This window comes from Rhizobium etli 8C-3, assembly GCF_001908375.1.
In the GTDB taxonomy this organism is placed as follows: Bacteria; Pseudomonadota; Alphaproteobacteria; order Rhizobiales; family Rhizobiaceae; genus Rhizobium; species Rhizobium etli_B.
Map to the genome: position 1 here is coordinate 3751480 of NZ_CP017241.1, position 17909 is coordinate 3769388.

Annotated in this window: 17 protein-coding genes; 6 read left to right on the forward strand and 11 right to left on the reverse strand. The window is 60.1% G+C overall.

The genetic code is table 11. The annotated features are described in order from the left end of the window. Positions 1–8: 8 nt before the first annotated feature. Positions 9–512, reverse strand: a complete 504-nt coding sequence (locus AM571_RS18520; protein WP_074062651.1) for a hypothetical protein — start codon at positions 510–512, stop codon at positions 9–11. 639 nt (positions 513–1151) lie between these two features. On the opposite strand from AM571_RS18520, the gene AM571_RS18525 reads away from it, so the two are divergent. Together AM571_RS18525 and ubiG are read left to right on the forward strand one after the other, a co-directional pair. Next, a complete protein-coding gene (locus tag AM571_RS18525) occupies positions 1152–2579 on the forward strand; it encodes an amidase (RefSeq protein ID WP_074062652.1) in 1428 nt (475 codons plus the stop codon). Between the two features lie 53 nt (positions 2580–2632). Further along, complete coding sequence (gene ubiG / locus AM571_RS18530) at positions 2633–3379, forward strand: bifunctional 2-polyprenyl-6-hydroxyphenol methylase/3-demethylubiquinol 3-O-methyltransferase UbiG (RefSeq protein WP_074062653.1); 747 nt, start codon at positions 2633–2635, stop codon at positions 3377–3379. 3 nt (positions 3380–3382) lie between these two features. Here the strand turns inward: ubiG and AM571_RS18535 are convergent, their stop codons facing one another. From AM571_RS18535 to grxC, 3 genes are read right to left on the reverse strand one after another with little or no spacing between them, the layout of a single operon-like run. Continuing rightward, positions 3383–3811 (reverse strand): DUF1178 family protein, encoded by a 429-nt coding sequence (locus AM571_RS18535; RefSeq protein ID WP_074062654.1) that lies wholly within the window; start codon positions 3809–3811, stop codon positions 3383–3385. Continuing rightward, the gene (locus AM571_RS18540) at positions 3808–4665 is read right to left on the reverse strand and encodes a carbon-nitrogen hydrolase family protein (protein ID WP_074062655.1); all 858 of its coding nucleotides are present in this window, start codon (positions 4663–4665) and stop codon (positions 3808–3810) included. Before AM571_RS18540 ends, AM571_RS18535 begins: the two co-directional genes overlap by 4 nt. Before the next feature lie 10 nt (positions 4666–4675). Next, positions 4676–4933, reverse strand: coding sequence for a glutaredoxin 3 (gene grxC, locus AM571_RS18545; RefSeq protein WP_074062656.1), 258 nt, complete (start codon positions 4931–4933; stop codon positions 4676–4678). A gap of 410 nt (positions 4934–5343) precedes the next feature. On the opposite strand from grxC, the gene AM571_RS18550 reads away from it, so the two are divergent. Further along, positions 5344–6228: a methyltransferase domain-containing protein gene (locus tag AM571_RS18550; RefSeq protein WP_074063351.1), complete on the forward strand. Its 885-nt coding sequence runs from the start codon at positions 5344–5346 to the stop codon at positions 6226–6228. Positions 6229–6238: 10 nt separating this feature from the next. Here the strand turns inward: AM571_RS18550 and AM571_RS18555 are convergent, their stop codons facing one another. The 6 genes from AM571_RS18555 to AM571_RS18580 form a co-directional block, all read right to left on the reverse strand. Then, positions 6239–6406: a Flp family type IVb pilin gene (locus tag AM571_RS18555; protein WP_074063352.1), complete on the reverse strand. Its 168-nt coding sequence runs from the start codon at positions 6404–6406 to the stop codon at positions 6239–6241. 37 nt (positions 6407–6443) lie between these two features. Continuing rightward, on the reverse strand, positions 6444–6761 hold the full coding sequence (locus AM571_RS18560) for a hypothetical protein (protein ID WP_074062657.1): 318 nt from the start codon (positions 6759–6761) through the stop codon (positions 6444–6446). 124 nt (positions 6762–6885) lie between these two features. Next, positions 6886–7299, reverse strand: coding sequence for an 8-oxo-dGTP diphosphatase MutT (gene mutT / locus AM571_RS18565; RefSeq protein WP_074062658.1), 414 nt, complete (start codon positions 7297–7299; stop codon positions 6886–6888). Then, positions 7296–8117: a GNAT family N-acetyltransferase gene (locus AM571_RS18570; RefSeq protein WP_074062659.1), complete on the reverse strand. Its 822-nt coding sequence runs from the start codon at positions 8115–8117 to the stop codon at positions 7296–7298. Before AM571_RS18570 ends, mutT begins: the two co-directional genes overlap by 4 nt. Then, complete coding sequence (argJ, locus tag AM571_RS18575) at positions 8086–9327, reverse strand: bifunctional glutamate N-acetyltransferase/amino-acid acetyltransferase ArgJ (RefSeq protein ID WP_074062660.1); 1242 nt, start codon at positions 9325–9327, stop codon at positions 8086–8088. The genes AM571_RS18570 and argJ overlap by 32 nt, the downstream gene beginning before the upstream one ends. Before the next feature lie 112 nt (positions 9328–9439). Further along, positions 9440–10315, reverse strand: coding sequence for a peptidylprolyl isomerase (locus AM571_RS18580; RefSeq protein ID WP_074062661.1), 876 nt, complete (start codon positions 10313–10315; stop codon positions 9440–9442). Positions 10316–10562: 247 nt separating this feature from the next. On the opposite strand from AM571_RS18580, the gene secA reads away from it, so the two are divergent. From secA to AM571_RS18595, 3 genes are all read left to right on the forward strand, one after another. Beyond that, positions 10563–13277 (forward strand): preprotein translocase subunit SecA, encoded by a 2715-nt coding sequence (gene secA, locus AM571_RS18585; RefSeq protein ID WP_074062662.1) that lies wholly within the window; start codon positions 10563–10565, stop codon positions 13275–13277. Positions 13278–13441: 164 nt separating this feature from the next. Beyond that, on the forward strand, positions 13442–14851 hold the full coding sequence (locus AM571_RS18590) for a lipopolysaccharide biosynthesis protein (RefSeq protein WP_074062663.1): 1410 nt from the start codon (positions 13442–13444) through the stop codon (positions 14849–14851). A 2-nt stretch (positions 14852–14853) separates the two neighbouring features. Further along, entirely contained in the window at positions 14854–16131 is a 1278-nt protein-coding gene (locus AM571_RS18595; protein ID WP_074062664.1) for a GNAT family N-acetyltransferase, read from the forward strand. Here AM571_RS18595 and AM571_RS18600 read toward each other — a convergent pair. Further along, the gene (locus AM571_RS18600) at positions 16106–17761 is read right to left on the reverse strand and encodes an AMP-binding protein (protein WP_074062665.1); all 1656 of its coding nucleotides are present in this window, start codon (positions 17759–17761) and stop codon (positions 16106–16108) included. The genes AM571_RS18595 and AM571_RS18600 overlap by 26 nt on opposite strands. Positions 17762–17909 lie beyond the last annotated feature (148 nt).

Consider the following 17909-nt stretch of genomic DNA (forward strand, 5'->3'; position numbering starts at 1 on the left):
AGTTCTCCTCACGGAAGGATCAAGACCAGCGGCGCCGAAACGTGATCGCCGATGCCGAGACGGATGCGATGAAAGCCCGGCGACTGGGTGTGCAGGCGGAACCTGACATCGATCGGCATGCCTGGATCGCCGGTAAACTGATAATGGATCGACCCGGCTTTGGTCGTCACCGCCTTTGGTGGCGGATCAATGCCCTCGACGAAGAAGCCTTTCAGAAACGCTGCATCGACCGTGAAGACGCAGTCCGCACCGCCAGGTCCGAACCGAACATGAATCTCGTCCGGCGCGTTCCATCGCGAGATGGCTGGATAGTCGACCGTTCCTTGGGGCGTTTCCACCAAGGCGCGTGAAAGATATCCGCCCTTCCCCAACGCGCCGAAGAGGCAGCCCGCAAGGATAAGGCCGAAGACGAACCAGGCAACGCGCTGAACGATCCAGACCTGCCGTTGAAAGCCGCGATGATCAGTGACGCCGTCGGGCAAATCGTCGCTGCCGGTGCCTTTGTTCGTCATCTGAGCCGCCTTAATCCGCTTGCGGGATAACGCCTTGGGCCGCAACGAGTTTCAATAATTCAAGGAACCAACGTATGCCGGGTTAGAGGTCGGAGGCGCCGTTGACAAAGGGCGGTTCGGAATGAGCGACATATCTGTGTCGACAGGCAGCCCCGATGCGCCCTGGCATGGGGAGTGCATGAGAGTATCCTCTCCGTTGACCGTGATTGCCTGGATAAGAGACCAGTCGCATGACCTTCACACGATCCAGGCAACCAAAGGGTACCGCGAAGGCTCGTGGCGGAACTATTGCGATAAGCGGTGACGATGACCGGCGGACAGTTGCTGGAAGAGATGCTGGAACTCGTGCCTCCATTGCAAGAGCTTGTGCCGCCAACCTCTTCATGGCTTGACGGCAGGCTCCTACAGTGTGTCAGGCGCAACCGCTCGAAACACTGGGAATTACAGGCGGCAAAACTGAAGCGTGCGTGATGGCGACCCTCTAGGAATTGCTCGGCTACCGCATCATCCCTGTCGAAAATGCGCTCTGCAGCAGACTTTTTGCAGCAAGCACGTGGTTGATCGAAGATGCGTCACTATATCCGGTGAAGCCAAGAGCCGCAAAAAAGCACGCACTCCTTCACGCCGGCAGAAGCCACGATGAGCAAGCCACTGGAAACTGCCACGCCACATCCGCTCGACCTTCCTGCATTGGAAATCGCAAGCGGCATCTGCCAGGGTCGGTTCACCTCCGAAAACGTTGTGGCGGAATCTCTGCGCCGCGCCAAGGCGGTGCGTGAAACGCTGAATCCGTTCACTGTCCTTCGTGAGGAGCAGGCGCTCGAAGCGGCCCGCGAGGCGGATCGCGCGGCCGCCCGCGGCGAAGCAACTGGCGCACTACACGGTGTACCGTTCGCCGCCAAGGACCTCACGCCGACCGCAGGCGATCTGACGACGCTTGGCTCATGGACAAAGGGCGACTGGGTGCCCACCGAAACAGCGCTCTGCATCCGCCGTCTCCAAGCGGCGGGTGCCATTTTGATGGGAAAAACGACAACGCCGGAATTCGCCTTTGCGAGCTTTACCGAAAGCCCGCGCTGGGGCGTGACCCGCAACCCGTGGGATCCGGAGCGCACCTCGGGCGGCTCCTCCGGTGGGTCGGCCGTTGCGGTCGCGACCGGCGTCGTGCCCTTTGCGGAGGGCACGGATATGGGCGGATCCGTGCGTATTCCGTCCGCATTCTGCGGCACGGTCGGTCTGAAACCGAGCCTCGGACGAATTCCGATGACCATTCTGCCCAGCGTTTTCGACAACATTTCGCATTTCGGACCGCTGGCGCGCACGGTGGAAGACGCAATCGCCTTCATGGAAGCGGCCTGCGGTCCAAGCGACGAGGACATTTCCTCGCTGCCGATCGGCTTCATGTCACATGCGGCACGAGACGGCCGGTTGGAAGGCAAGCGCTTCGCACTGTCAATGGACCTCGGCTATTATCGTATCCAGCCCGAGGTCGAGCAGGCGATACGCGATGCTGTGGAGGAGCTGCGCCGGGCCGGCGCCACCGTCGATGAAGTCCCGATGCATTGGACGCGCGCGGTTAACGATGGATGGTTCGATCTCTGGTGCGTCTTCATGTCTGGCTTCTTCGGCGAGACAATCGTCGAATACCGGGAGAAAATGGACCCCGCCGTGGTAGCGATGATCGAGCGCGGTTATTCAATGAACGCCACCGCCTACAAGCGCGTGGAACTGCTGCGCAGCGCAATGTGGCGCAATATGGCAAAGCTCTTCGAGAGCTACGACGCCCTGCTGTGCCCCACCTGCGCCATCACCGCTCCGCCCGCCAACGGAACTGACGACGACTATGTCGCGACCTGTCCGGACGGCCGTTTCGCCGGGCTCGACATGACCTGTCCTTTCAACATGCTGCCGCAACTGCCCGCGCTTTCACTGCCGGTCGGTCCCGCAGCGAACGGCATGCCGGTCGGGCTGCAGATCGTCGGACGTCGCTTTGCCGACGAACACGTCCTGGCGATAGGCGCCGCACTGGAGACGCGTCTTGCCGTTCCCCGTTTTCCCGGCTCTTGACTTATGCTGCTGAACGTCCGACTTCACTCACGACGAACGCGAGGAGCAGGGTCATGAGCGACGCGGCAAAAAGCACGATCGACCAGAGCGAGGTGGACCGCTTTTCCGCAATGGCGGCGGAGTGGTGGAGCCCGACCGGCAAGTTCAGGCCGTTGCACAAGTTCAATCCGGTACGTCTTACTTATATCCGCGACAAGGCAGCCGAAAACTTCGGCCGCGACCAGAAGAGCCCGCGTCCGCTGGAAGGTCTGCGCGTACTTGACATCGGCTGCGGCGGCGGCCTGCTTTCGGAACCTGTGGCCCGCATGGGGGCAAGTGTTGTCGGTGCCGATCCCTCGGAAAAGAACATCGGCATAGCCTCGACACACGCACAAGCGTCTGGCGTCACGGTCGATTACCGCGCAGTCACTGCCGAACAGCTTGCGCAAACAGGCGAGACTTTCGATATCGTGCTGAACATGGAAGTCGTCGAACATGTCGCCGACGTCGATTTCTTCATGACCACCTGCGCCAGGATGGTGCGCCCTGGCGGGCTGATGTTCGTCGCCACCATCAACCGCACGATGAAGGCCGCCGCACTCGCGATCTTTGCCGCCGAGAATATCCTGCGCTGGCTGCCGCGCGGCACGCATCAATATGAAAAGCTGGTTCGCCCTGAAGAGCTGGAAAAGCCGCTTGCGGCGAGCGGCATGACGATCATCGAGCGCACCGGCGTCTTCTTCAATCCGCTGTCGAACCAGTGGAACCTGTCCAAGGATATGGACGTGAACTACATGCTGCTGGCGAAGCGGCCCGAATAGCGATCAATTCACGTCTTCCGGCAGGACCGGAAGCGCTGCAATTTCGATACCTTCTTCGAGCAGCGCCTGGGCCTCGTCGATCGTCGCCTGTCCGATGATGCCGCGGGCGTCCGCCTCGCCGTAGTGAATCTTGCGAGCCTCTTCGGGAAACTGCGCGCCGACATCCTCGGCGGTTGCCTTGATGTGAGCGACGGCTGCCTTCAGCTTCTCAAAGGCGTCGCGGCGCGCGGCATCCATCGCCAGTGTCTTCATCTCGTCCTTCTTGCGGGCAGTCGAGACGGATGGCGCCATCAGCGCCTTGGAGATGGATGTGGAATTGCAGACCGGACAGGTGAGGTAACCGGACGCGATCTGCCGGTCGAAATCGGCACTTTCGGAAAACCATACTTCGAATTCGTGGGCATTCTCGCAGCTGAGGGAATAACGGATCAAGTGGCGACGCCTCCCACGACGGCCCCTGTAATTTTTTCGATCGAGAATTCACGGCCGTTCTTCAGATTCGGAATCTTGTCACGCGCGGCCTTGACCGCAGTTCGATCGATGTCCGCGACGATCACCGCCTCGCCGGTACCCCCGGTCGAGGCTAGAACCTTGCCCCAGGGATCGATGATCATTGAATGCCCGTATGTCTCGCGGCCATCTTCATGAAGCCCGCCCTGCGCCGCAGCAATGACGAAAACCCCGTTTTCGATGGCGCGGGCGCGAAGCAGGATTTCCCAATGCGCTTCGCCCGTCTGCCTCGTGAATGCGGCAGGCACCGTCATGACTTCCGCCCCGGCAATCGCCTGGGCGCGGAAAAGCGCTGGAAAGCGAACATCGTAGCAAATCGTAAAGCCCATTTCCGCGAACGGCAGCGACAGGACGCGCGCTTCCGAGCCCGGACGATATGCGGCACTCTCCCGCCAGCTTTCGCCGTTATCGAGATCGACGTCGAACATATGAATCTTATCGTAGCGATTGAGGATCTTGCCTTCCGGGCCGAAAAGAAAGCCGCGATTGGCGATTTTACCGTCGTCGAGTGCGATGGCCGTCGAGCCGACATGCAGGTAGATGCCGAGTTCGGCAGCTAGTGCGGATGCCGTTCTGACGATGATGTCGTCCGTCTCGTCGCGCAACACCACTTTCGCGGCAACCCTGTCGCGCTGGAGCATGCCGGTCATTTCCGGCGTCTGCACATAGATCGCACCCTGGGCTGCTGCCTCACGCACCAAGTGCATCATCGAGGCCGCGTTCTTCGCGGGATCGACTCCGGAACACATCTGAACGGCAGCGGCCTTGAACGTCATCGGACTTCCCTCAAGCTACCAGCATCGCATCGAGCCGGCCGGCCCGGTCCAAAGCATAAAGATCATCGCATCCGCCAACATGCTGCCCGCCTACGAATATCTGCGGGAATGTCGTCCTGCCATTTGACCTGCCAATCATCTCCTGACGGAGGTCCGGCGAAAAGGTCGCGTCGTATTCGACATAATCTATCCCCTTGTCTTCGAGAAGAGATTTTGCGCGCGCGCAATAGCCGCAGTATTGCCGCGTATAGATGGTGACTGGTGCCATACTTTATCTCCAGACGGATGTCGGTATCTTTCTGTCATATAGGTTCGGAGAAAGCCCTTGCAAAGGCCAAAAACCATGATGTTCACGGCGTCCGCACACCGAAGAACGCGGGGTTGCAGGCAAGCTCCGCCGTCTGACGGGACAGCATACGAGGAGCGGTGACGGCGAACCGGAACCAGCAGATCTCGGCCCCGACCATGCCGTTCCTGGCGCGAATTATCCACGCCGGCATCGGTGCGGTCGCGATATCTGTGGGGGGCAGACGAGATCGCCGACGGCATGATCGTGAGCGGAGGGCGAGCGGAGCCGGTCGAAGGAAGAGGATTTCAGATCGCCTCGGCGCTTACCTGCGCCGAGATCGGGCGAGAACTAGCTTGCCGCCCTTGGCGCGCAGGATTATGGACATGCGCATGGATATCATCTTCGACCGGACCGCGATCGCTGCAAACCGCCGTCGCGCACTGAAAAACGACGATCCGAAAGCTGCCTTTCTTCTGGATATCGCCGCCACAGAACTTGCCGATCGTCTGGCTGTCGTCGAACGCCATTTCGAGACCGCCGTGGAACTGCACGGGATGACAGGAGCAGCGGCGCGAACGGCAGTCGCGACAGGCAAGATCGGTACGATGATCCGGGTCGAGGCGGAACGGGGATTTGCCGCGCCGAATGAAGTTCTGGCCCTGGCGCCGCTTGAGGACGTGCCGATCGAGCCGCAGTCGGCCAACCTCGTTCTTGCGCCACTCTGTCTGCATCTCACCAATGATACCCCCGGCGTCTTCATCCAGATTCGCCGCGCTCTCAAGCCAGACGGCCTGTTTCTTGCAGCGATCCCCGGAGCAGGCACTCTCCAGGAACTCAGGGATGTTCTGCTTGCAACGGAAGCGGAGATGACCGGCGGCGCGAGCCCACGCGTGATTCCGTTCGCCGACGTTCGCGATGTCGGCGGCCTCCTCCAGCGCGCCGGCTTCGCGCTGCCGGTAATCGACGCCGAGACCTATACCGTCCGCTACGATTCCGTCTTCCCGCTGATGAAGGACCTGCGCGCCATGGGCATGACCAATCCTCTCACCGCCCGCAGCCGCAAGCCGCCCAGCCGCGCATTCTTTCTGCGCGCAGCAGAAATCTATGCCGAGCGCTATTCCGATCCGGACGGGCGTATCAGGGCCACGTTCTCGATCATTTATGTTTCAGGATGGGCACCGCATGAAAGCCAGCAGAAGCCGTTGCAGCCGGGCTCGGCGAAAGCGCGCCTTGCCGATGCTCTGCGTGTGGAAGAGCACAAGCTGAAGCAGTGAAGGTGCGCGCCTAGTGACTGTCGAGATTGTTGGACACCGTATTGAAGGTGTTTTGCAGGCTGTTTCCGAAGGTCGTCAGCCCCCCGACAACGGCGGCTGAAATCAGGGCGGCCATCAGGCCATACTCGACGGCAGTCGCGCCGCGAACATCTGCAAGGAAAGCTTTCAGAATGCGCATGCCCAACCTTTCCCGCCAAGGCGGATATCCGATTTCCTCAGCAGCCGGCTCCTGAACCATACCCTTGGACAACGCAGACCGAGCCGGGTGTCTCCTGCAGGACGCTACGTCGGATCGTGTAGCGCTTGCCGTTTTCGGTTCTCGGGATCGATCCGGTCGTGATCGAATCGAACTCGGCCGGAACGCTGGCGAAAACGCTCGACTTGGATTTGTCGGCGAGCATCGGCGTGAGGATGAGCGTCAGGGCAACGACCGCGGTGCCGAAAAGCAAAGCGAGATTGAGCGCGCCTGTCCTGCGCGAAGCATTCGAGCTTTGTTCTTTCTCCCGGACAGCTTTCCAGAAATCGTCGTCCATGCGTCAAGCCTTTTACTCACACGCCAGTTGCTTGAGTGAGGCCGATCTTTGGCAGAAGGTGATAAACGATCGATTAATAACTCCGGCCGAAACCGGTACTTTGCCGCAAAGAAGCAATTATTCGCTAAAGTAGATCCTGAAGCATGGGGATCAACGGCTCGTCGGCCGGCGGCATTGGATAATCCCTGAGAACCATGGGTTTTACCCATTTCAAAGCCTGACCCTCCCTGCCGTGGGCAATACCCTCATAGCGGCGGCAGACATAAAGTGGCATCAGGAGGTGAAATGTGTCGTAGCTGTGGCTGGCAAATGTCAGCGGCGCGAGGCAGGCGACCTTGGTCTTGACGCCAAGCTCCTCCTCGAGCTCGCGCACCAAGGTTACCTCCGGCGTCTCGCCAGGTTCGACCTTGCCGCCGGGAAACTCCCACAGGCCGGCGAGCGACTTGCCCTCCGGACGCTGTGCCAGAAGGATGCGGCCGTCGGAATCGATCAGCGCACAGGCGGCAACCAGCAAAATATTCTTGCCGGCTTCGCTCATTGCGGCTGTTCCCGGCGCCAGTAGCTGTATCGGTAAGCTTCACGGAAACCGAGACGGTCATAGAGCGCCAAAGCCGGCAGGTTAGCAGCCTTGACCTGCAGCCAGGCCGAGCGGGCACTGCGCATGCGCGCCCAGCGAAGGGCAGAGGTCAGGATTTCGAGGCCGAGCCCCTCTCGCCGCCGCTTCTTGGCCACCGAAAGCGACATGATGCCGGCAAGATCGTTGTCCTGAACGCAAAGCACGGTTGCAAGCGGCCCGGTTTTCAGGTCCTCGATCATGAAGAGACCGCACGGCGGTCCGATCGCGTTAATGATTTCCGCAAGCGCCGGCTTCAGCTTCGGGGAGACTTGATCCGTCGCGAGATTGGCATCGACGAAGCGGCCGATGTCATGCGTCGGAAGGTGATCGAGAGTATCGGGCAGTTCGGCATGGGCCAGGTCGCAGGTCATGACGATCGTCTCATCGAAATGGGTCCATTGCTGCTCTTTGACGAGATCGATCAGGACCGGCGACGCAAGCGGTGTCTGGCGAAGAACGGCCGGGCGGCCATAAGCGTCGAATTTGCGGCTGGCCTTCTCCAGCCGGACTTCGACGTCGCGATGATCGGAAGGGTCGAGCGGCACGATGGAATTCAGCCGGTTCGACGGATGGCCCGCCGTCAGCCTGACCTGCCAACTGCCGTCGTATTGCACGGAAGAGGCCGGCCACGCCCGGAAACCGACAGCTTCCAGCCTGCGTACAAGCGGCAAATTTGCCTTTTGGGACAATGTTTCAGTCAATGAACGATCAGCTCCGGTAATCGCCGTTGATCGCCACATACTCCTTTGTGAGGTCGCAGGTCCAGACTGTAGCCGCACCCGTGCCGAGCCCGATATCGACTTTTACCGGAATTTCCTGCTTCTTCATCACATTCGAGGCCGCCTCCTCGGAGTAATCGGGGTCGCGTTCTCCGTTAACCGCGACACGGACATCGCCGAACCAGATGGCAAGTCGATCGCGATCGGCCATCTCGCCGGCCTTGCCGACGGCCATCACGATGCGGCCCCAATTGGCGTCTTCGCCGGCGGCAGCCGTCTTCACCAGGGGCGAATTCGCGATCGAAAACGCAATGCGCTTGGCGGCCGCATCGCTCTCGGCGCCGGTCACGCTGATTTCGAGCATCTTGGTGGCGCCTTCGCCATCACGGCAAACTTGCAGCGACAAGTCCTTGAGTACTTCATTGAGCGCCGTGCGGAAGGCGGCCAGGCGCTGATCGTCGGCACGTTCGATGCGGACCTGGCCGTCCTCGGCGGCGGCGGCCGTCGCAAACAGCATCAGCGTATCGGAGGTAGACGTATCGCTATCGACCGTCATCGAATTGAAGGTCGGGCCGACGCCGTCCGAAAGCAGTCCCTGCAGGGCGGCCGGCGCGATATCGGCATCCGTGACGACGAAGGAGAGCATGGTCGCCATGTCGGGTGCGATCATGCCGGCGCCCTTGGCAATGCCGTTGATCGTCACCTTCACGCCGCCGATTTCGGCACTGCGCGTCGAAACCTTCGGATAGGTATCCGTGGTCATGATCGCCTTGGCGGCTTCGAACCAGAAATCACCAGTCGCCTCGGCATTCATCCTGTCGAGAACACCTGCGAATTTCGTCGCATCCAGCGGCTCGCCGATCACGCCGGTCGACGCCAGATAGACTTCATTCTCGGCGCAGCCGACGGCAGCGGCAGCCGACTTTGCCGTCAAGGCCGTCGCCTGGCGCCCCTTCAGGCCGGTGAAGGCATTGGCGTTGCCAGAGTTGACAACGACGGCGCGCGCCACGCCATGCGGCAGATTGCCTCGGCAGAAGTCGACGGGCGCCGACGGGCACTTCGATCGCGTGAAAACCCCCGCTACGGCGGCCGGCTTGTCGAAGACCATCATCAGCACGTCCGTCCGGTTCTTATACTTGATGCCTGCAGAAGCGGTCGCCATGCGCACACCGCGCAGCGCCGGCATCGTGGCAAAGGTTTTCGGAGCGAGCGGAGAAACGGAACCGGACATGAGGATCGACCTGGCTATAGGCATTTTCAGGCGACCTTGAAAATCGGTTCGCCGTCGAATGCGACAACAGAGGATAGTGAAGGGCCCGGAAGAACCGGGCCCTTAGTGGAAATTACTGCTGCGGCTGCGGTGCTGGCGCCTGCTGCTTGTTCGCGTCGTCGTAACCCTTGCGGAGCGTTTCGTCCATGATATCGACCTTGGAGGTTTCCTTCGCCTTGGCAAGGAGTGCAAGGTACTTGTCGCGCATGACAAGCTGACGAACCTGGTCCTTGACCTGGTCAAGCGGGGGCGGCGGAGCGTCGCGCTTGTCTTCGACCTTGATGACGTGGAAGCCGAAATCGGTCTTCACGGGCGTCTTGGAATAGGTGCCCTTTTCGAGAGAGAAGGCCGCATCCTCGAATTCCTTGACCATGCGACCCTTCGTAAAGTAGCCGAGATCGCCGCCGTCCGCCTTGTTCGGGTCGGTTGACTTTTCCTTGGCAAGCTCTGCAAAGTCCTTGCCGCCATCCAGCTGCTTGATGACGTCCTTGGCCTCCTCCTCGGTCTTCACGAGGATGTGGCGAGCATGAACTTCTTCCTGCTTGGGAAGGGCTGCGACTTCCTTGTCGTAGCGCGCCTTCACTTCATCGTCGGTAACCGTATCGACGACATGCTTCTTGAAATAGGCATTATGCAGTTCGCGATCCGAGAGATACTGCATGCGCTTCTTGAATTCACTGGTCTGATCGAGCTTCTCGGCAGCGGCATCGCCGGCCAGCAGCTTGACGTCGATCGCGGCCGAAAGTGCCGCGACCTTCTTCTGATCGTCCGGGAGCTGCGCGAGCTGCGGGTCGAGGTTGGCGACGGCCAGGTCGAGTTCCGACTGATGGATCTCAAGGTCGCCGACCTTGGCAACGACTGCATCCGGCTTGTCTTCCGCATAGACCGGCGCCTGAAGCGCAACAAAAGTTGCAAGCGCCATCATGGCGAGTTTGTTGTAGCTCAACATCCAATAACCTTTCAGAGTTACATCACCGGCTTCAGCATTCGTGAGTCCAGCCAAAAACAGCCATCAACACTGGAATGTGGCCTTTCTATATCAGCCAAATCCGTTGACATCATTCGACCCCCCTCTTATCTGTCACGCAACCTCGCGTCCAGAAAAGTTTCCTGGCGTTTCGAGACGTGTGCCTGATTTTCGGCCGGGTGTGCGTATAAGAAAAGCCGGGGAAGAATATTGAGAAAGGACCAGTCATATGGTCAGCTTCGGCGGTCTCGCCCGCAAAATATTTGGCTCTGCCAATGATCGCCGCGTGCGGTCCTTCCAGCCGAAAGTCGCCGCCATAAACTCGATCGAAGAGAAGACGAGGGCGCTGAGCGACGAACAGCTCGCCGCCCAGACGGTCGAATTCCGCAAGATGCTGGCGAATGGAAAGACGCTCGACGACATCCTCGTTCCGGCGTTCGCCGTCGTGCGCGAAGCCTCGCGCCGCGTACTCGGCCTGCGTCCTTTTGACGTCCAGCTTGTGGGCGGCATGATCCTGCATTCCAACGCCATCGCCGAAATGAAGACCGGTGAAGGTAAGACGCTGGTTGCGACGCTTCCCGTCTACCTCAATGCGCTCTCCGGCAGGGGTGTTCATGTCGTTACCGTCAACGACTATCTCGCCCGCCGCGACGCCGCCAACATGGGCCGCATCTACAATTTCCTTGGGCTCACAACGGGCGTCATCGTCCATGGACTGTCGGATGAAGAGCGCGCTGCCGCTTACAATTGCGACATCACCTACGCCACGAACAACGAACTCGGCTTCGATTATCTTCGCGACAATATGAAGTACGAGAAGAGCCAGATGGTCCAGCGCGGCCACAACTTCGCGATCGTCGACGAAGTGGACTCGATCCTGGTTGACGAAGCACGCACGCCGCTGATCATCTCCGGTCCGCTTGACGACCGCTCCGATCTCTATAACACGATCGACGCTTTCATTCCGCTCTTGTCGGGAGAAGATTACGAAATCGACGAGAAGCAACGTTCGGCGAATTTTTCTGAAGTTGGTACTGAAAAGCTCGAAGGGCTCCTAAAGCAGGCCGGCCTCCTGAAAGGCAGCGCGCTCTACGACATAGAAAACGTCGCGATCGTCCATCACGTCAACAATGCGCTGAAGGCCCACAAACTCTTCCAGCGCGACAAGGACTACATCGTGCGAAATGGTGAAATCGTCATTATCGACGAGTTCACCGGCCGCATGATGCCGGGCCGCCGCTATTCGGAGGGCCAGCACCAAGCGCTGGAAGCCAAGGAAAAGGTGCAGATCCAGCCGGAAAACCAGACGCTGGCGCAGATCACCTTCCAGAATTATTTCCGCATGTACGAAAAGCTCGCCGGCATGACCGGTACGGCGCAGACGGAAGCGGAAGAATTCGGCAACATCTACGGCCTCGATGTCATCGAAGTGCCGACCAACCTGCCGATCCAGCGTATCGACGAAGACGACGAGGTCTACCGGACCTTCGAGGAGAAGTACAAGGCGATCATCGCCGAGATCGCAGACGCCCAGAAACGCGGCCAGCCGGTGCTCGTCGGCACGACCTCCATCGAGAAATCCGAACTTCTGGCTGAGCTGATGCGCAAGCAGGGCTTCAAGGACTTCCAGGTCCTGAACGCCCGCTATCACGAGCAGGAAGCCTATATCGTTGCACAAGCAGGCGTGCCGGGCGCAGTCACGATCGCGACTAACATGGCGGGCCGTGGTACCGACATCCAGCTCGGCGGCAACCTCGACATGCGCATCGAGCGCGAGCTTGGCGAGGTCGAGCCTGGCCCGCAACGCGACGCCAAGATTGCAACGATCGCCGAGGAAATCCAGAAACTCAAGGAGCAGGCGATCGCCGCCGGCGGACTCTACGTCATCGCGACGGAACGCCATGAAAGCCGTCGCATCGACAATCAGCTCCGTGGCCGTTCCGGCCGTCAGGGCGACCCGGGCCGCTCCAAGTTCTATCTGTCGCTTCAGGACGACCTGATGCGCATCTTCGGCTCCGATCGAATGGACGGCATGCTCCAAAAGCTTGGTCTCAAGGAAGGCGAGGCAATCGTCCATCCCTGGATCAACAAGGCTCTGGAGCGCGCCCAGAAGAAGGTCGAAGCCCGCAACTTCGACATCCGCAAGAACCTGCTGAAATACGACGACGTGTTGAATGACCAACGCAAGGTGATCTTCGAACAACGCCTCGAACTGATGGAAGCTTCAAACATCTCCGAGACTGTTTCGGACATGCGTCGCGAAGTCATCGAGGACCTCGTCGAAAAGCATATTCCCGAGCGCGCCTATGCCGAGCAGTGGAATGCTGCCGGACTGAAGGAGCAGGTTGCAGCACTTCTCAACCTCGATCTGCCGATCGAGGACTGGGTGAAGGAAGAAGGCATTGGCGAAGACGACATCCGCGAACGCCTGACGGAAGCTGCCAATGCTGCCTTCACCGAAAAAGCGGAGCGCTTCGGCCCGGATATCATGCACTATGTCGAGCGTTCGATCGTGATGCAGACATTGGACCATCTCTGGCGCGAGCACATCGTCAACCTCGATCATCTGCGCTCCGTCATCGGCTTCCGCGGCTATGCCCAGCGCGATCCGCTGCAGGAATACAAATCCGAAGCCTTCGAGCTCTTCCAGACCCTGCTGAACAGCCTGCGCGAGGCCGTGACCGCGCAGTTGATGCGCGTCGAGCTGGTGCAACAGGCACCTGCCGAGCCGGAATTGCCGGTCATGCAAGCCCAGCACCTGGACCCCGATACGGGCGAGAATGATTTCGCGCCGGTCTACCAGGCATCCGAAGTGATCGTCTCGCCGGAAAACCGGGATCCGAACAACCCGTCCACCTGGGGCAAGGTCGGCCGCAACGAGCCCTGCCCATGCGGTTCTGGCAAGAAATTCAAGCACTGCCACGGTGCGTTTGCCGAAGCCTGAGCGAGGGCAGCCAGTTCAAGAATGCCGCCTTCGGGCGGCATTTCTTTTTGCGCGAAATCGGGCTGGCGGTTAAGGATAACGTGCTCGCCACAACCGTTTCTTAATCCTGATCTGACAAGACTTCCGACACGATTTGCCTGAGTTCAGAGTGTTGCGTGTTCGTAATGGCGGTCATTGAAACAGCGGAAAGACTGCTGCCTGCAGGCCTGCGTCCAGCGGGAAGCCGCCTGCTGCGCCTGCTTGCCGCGATTCTGAGCGGTCACGGCGACAAGGCAACCGCACAGCGGATGGCCCTTACCGCCTTTTCGATCCGCATAATGAGTGCCGCCCTCGCCTTCATTTCACAAATCATCCTCGCGCGCCTGATGGGCGAATATGAATACGGGATCTTCGTGTTTGTCTGGGTCCTGATCGTCCTTTTCGGCGATCTGTCCTGCCTGGGCTTTCACACGGCGATCGTTCGTTTCCTGCCGCAGTACAAGGCTGCAGGCGCCTTCGAGGAAATTCGCGGCCTGACGGGAACGGCCCGCACCTTCGCCATGCTTTCGGGAACACTGGTGATGGCTGCCGGTATGGCGGGACTCCATTTCCTGGGCGACAGGATCGAGTCCTACTATCTCATACCTGTCTTCCTTGGCCTTCTCGCCATGCCGATGATCGCGCTCGGCGACATTCTGGAAGGTACCTCGCGTGCCAATCACTGGCCGGTCATGGCGCTGAGCCCGGTCTACATCATCCGGCCTGTCCTCATCATCCTCTTTATGCTGGCAGCGATGGGAGCGGGTGCGGAGCATTCTGCCGTCACCGCCATGAAAGCCGCGCTTGTAGCAACCTATGTCACCGCCGTCGGCCAGTACATTGCGACACTCCTTCGCCTGCGCCGCCACTACAGCGAGGGACCGCGCAGGATCGATTTCCTCAACTGGCTGAACATCGCCTTCCCGATTTTCCTCGTAGAAGGCGTGAGCTTCCTCTTGACCAATTCAGATGTGGTTGTCGTCGGCATCTTCCTCGAGCCGCATGACGTCGCGATCTATTTTGCCGCCGCAAAGACGATGGCGCTGGTGCATTTCATCATGTTCTCGGTAAAGGCTGCATCTGGCCCACGCTTTTCCAGCCTCATCGCAGAAGGCACCCGCGAGCAGCTTGCCGCAGCAGCAATCGACGCTGCGCGCTGGACATTCTGGCCCGCACTGACCCTCGGACTCGCAGTCGTAGCAGCCGGTCAGTTGCTGCTGTCGCTCTTCGGCGGAGCCTTTACGGCAGGTTATGTTCTGATGGCGATCCTGCTTGCGGGCATCCTCGCCAAGGCCCTCGTCGGTCCGGCCGAAACGCTGCTGATGATGGCCGGAAAGCAGAACCTCTGCGTTGCCCTCTATGCGGCGGCGCTCACGGCAAACGTCTCCTTGAATATCGCCCTGATCCCGCACCTTGGCACCGTCGGCACTGCGATCGCGACGGCATCGGCAATGGTTGTGGAAGCGATTCTGCTGCACATCGCCGTGCGCCGGGCGCTCGGCATTGTCCTTTTTGCATTCAGCCGCCCGCCGGCAACGACAGAAACGAGAGCCTGATTATGGTGCGTGTCCCACCCGTCACCGAAAGCACCGATACCAATGCCAATCGCATGGTTCACGAGCTCGCCTCGATAAACTTCGACCTGCCGCAGGCCGAAGCGCGCGTGGAGATCGGACGTCCGGGCCGGGAGCTCTGCCTCTATCCGGGCAGGCTCGGCTATGAATTGCAGGACGAACTGGATTTCCTTTCGAACCGTGCAATGGAGCCGAATGTTTTCTTCACCGGCCGCTTCCTCGCGCCCGCCATGCCGCGGCTTGAAGACCGGAAAGTGAATTTCGCATTGATCCGCGATGAGAACGGCCGGCGCAGCCGCTTGCGTTTGCTGATGCCTTTTTCTATCGAAAGACCCGGCTTTGCCGTCGGCCCCTCGATCATCCGTGCATGGTCGAACAGCTTCGCGCCGCTCGGCACACCCCTGGTGGATGCCGAAGATGCGGCCGAGACGCTGGACAATCTCTTTGAAGGCTTGACGGCGCGCGATCTGAACCTTCCCGCAACGCTGGTGTTGCCGGATATTCGCCTGAACGGCATCTTTGCCCGGATGGCAAAGGCGGTCGCGCTGGGCCGAAACCTGCCGGTCATGGTCACCAATCCATCAAAGCGGCCGATGCTGCAAAGCGATGACGACGCCATGGCCTATCTTGGCCGTATCATCTCTTCTTCGCACAAACGGGAAATGCGCCGCCAATGGCGGCAGCTCGAAGAGCTCGGTACAGCTGTCTATGTCGTCGCGCGCCAGCCCCGCGATATACATGCACGGTTCGAGGAGTTCCTGGCAATGGAAGCCGGCGGCTGGAAGGGCAAGAAACGTAGCGCGCTGGCAACCGACCGATACCATACGGCCTTCGCCCGCGAAGCCGTCTCGAACCTTGCGGCGATCGACGCTGTGCGCATTCACACGATCGACCTGAACGGCAAGGCAATTGCGGCAACAGTCGTGCTGATGATGGGCGGCGAGGCCTATACTTGGAAGACGGCCTACGACGAGGCCTATGCCCGCTATTCTCCGGGCAAGCTGCTGATGGCCGAACTGACGGAGTGGCATCTCGACGATGCGAATATCGTGCGTTCAGATTCCTGCGCGGTCCCGGACCATCCCATCATGAGCCGCTTTTGGCAGGAGCGCGAGGAAATGGGAACGCTGGTGATCGGCCTTGCACAGAACGGCGACCGCGATGTCCGGCAGGCCGCCGCTCAGTTGCATATGTATCGCAGCACCCGCAATATGGCGAAGATGCTGCGCGAGAAGATCATATCGCTCGCGCGGCGGGGCTAGGCCCCGGCCCCTCGCCGGCCGCCCTTTCACGCAGAAGTCTGCGGATGACCTTGCCGGTCGTCGTCAGCGGCAGCGCGTCCACGAATTCTACCTCGCGCGGATATTCGTGCATCGAAAGCCGCATCTTCACCCAATCGCGGATTTCCGCGCCGAGCGCATCGCTGGGCGTGCGGCCGGGTGAAAGCACGATATAGGCCTTGACGATCTCGGTGCGCACCGGATCCGGCTTGCCGACGACGGCAGCGAGCTGCACGGCCGGGTGACCGCACAGGCAGTCCTCGATTTCGGCAGGGCCGATGCGATAGCCTGACGAGGTTATGACATCATCATCCCGGCCTTCGAATGTGACATAGCCCTCTTCATCCTGACGACCGAGATCGCCGGTCAGCAGCCAGCCTTTGATGAACTTCTTCCTGGTTGCCTCGCCGTCGTTCCAATAGCCGAGGAACATAACCGGATCGGGCGCCTTGATTGCGATCTGGCCTGTCTTGCCGGGCGACACTTCATCGCCGCTCTCGTCGATGATGGCAACCCGGTGACCGGGCACCGCGCGGCCGATCGCACCGGCCTTCGTGACACCATAGCCTGCACTGGAGGAGAGTACGAAATTGCACTCAGTCTGGCCATAAAACTCATTGACGGTGATGCCGAACGCCTGGCGCGCCCATTCATAGGTTTCTCGACCAAGCGCTTCACCGGCGGAGCCGATAGTACGCAGATTGAGATCGTATTTCGCGCGGGGATCACTGATCGATTTCAGCAGGCGGAGCGCTGTCGGCGGAATGAAGGCATTGCGCACCTTCATCTCGGCCATGATGCGATAGGCCATGTCGGCATCGAATTTCTGGGCCGGAGAGGAAACGACAGGAACGCCAAGCAGGAGGCTTGGCAGCAGCGCATTCAAAAGCCCGCCCGCCCAGGCCCAGTCGGACGGCGTCCAGACCTTGTCTCCTGGCTGCGCAAAACTTTCATGCGCAAATTGCATACCGGGTATGTGGCCCGCTAGAACGCGATGGCCGTGCAAGGCGCCCTTCGGAGGCCCCGTCGTGCCTGATGTGAAGATCATCAACGCCGGATCTTCCGGCCTTGTCGGAGCAACGTCGAAAAGCGGCGGATGCGCCTCGACGAGCGCTCCGAAAGCAAGCGCTTGGCCGCCATCGGTGCTGACGACCGTCCTGAGTTCGGGCAGGTTTTCGCGGATCTTGTTTACCCGCTCTAGCCCGAACGTGTTGGTGACGATCGCAGCCGCGCCTGACGTTTTCAGCCGGTATTCCAGCGCCTCGACACCAAAGAGCAGCGCGAGCGGCAGCGCAATTGCACCGATCTTGTAGATCGCCACATGGGCGATCGCCGTCTCGAAACACTGAGGCAGAAGCAACGCGACGCGATCGCCGCGACGAACGCCAAGTGCCGTCAATGCATTGGCAAACGATGAAGAACGCTCCGCCAGCGCACCGTAGGTCATCGACGAATGACGGCCGTCCGGACTGAAATGTTCGAGGCAGATGCGTTCGGGCGCCTGCGCCGCCCATTCGTCGCTGACGGCCCGGCCGATGTTGAAATCTTCCGGAATCTCCCACGAAAAATCGCGATAAAGACCATCATAGCGATCGCGGGCGGGAAGTTTCATACTTAAAATCCAGTGAATGCTGCACCAGCTAACACCTTGTGGCGGTGGAGTGCAAGTTTGCTCGACCCCATGTTTCCAAGCTCCACCTCATGATCGCACGGATGCCTCTGGAATTTTTCTTTGGCCGGGATTGCTGACAATCCCACCG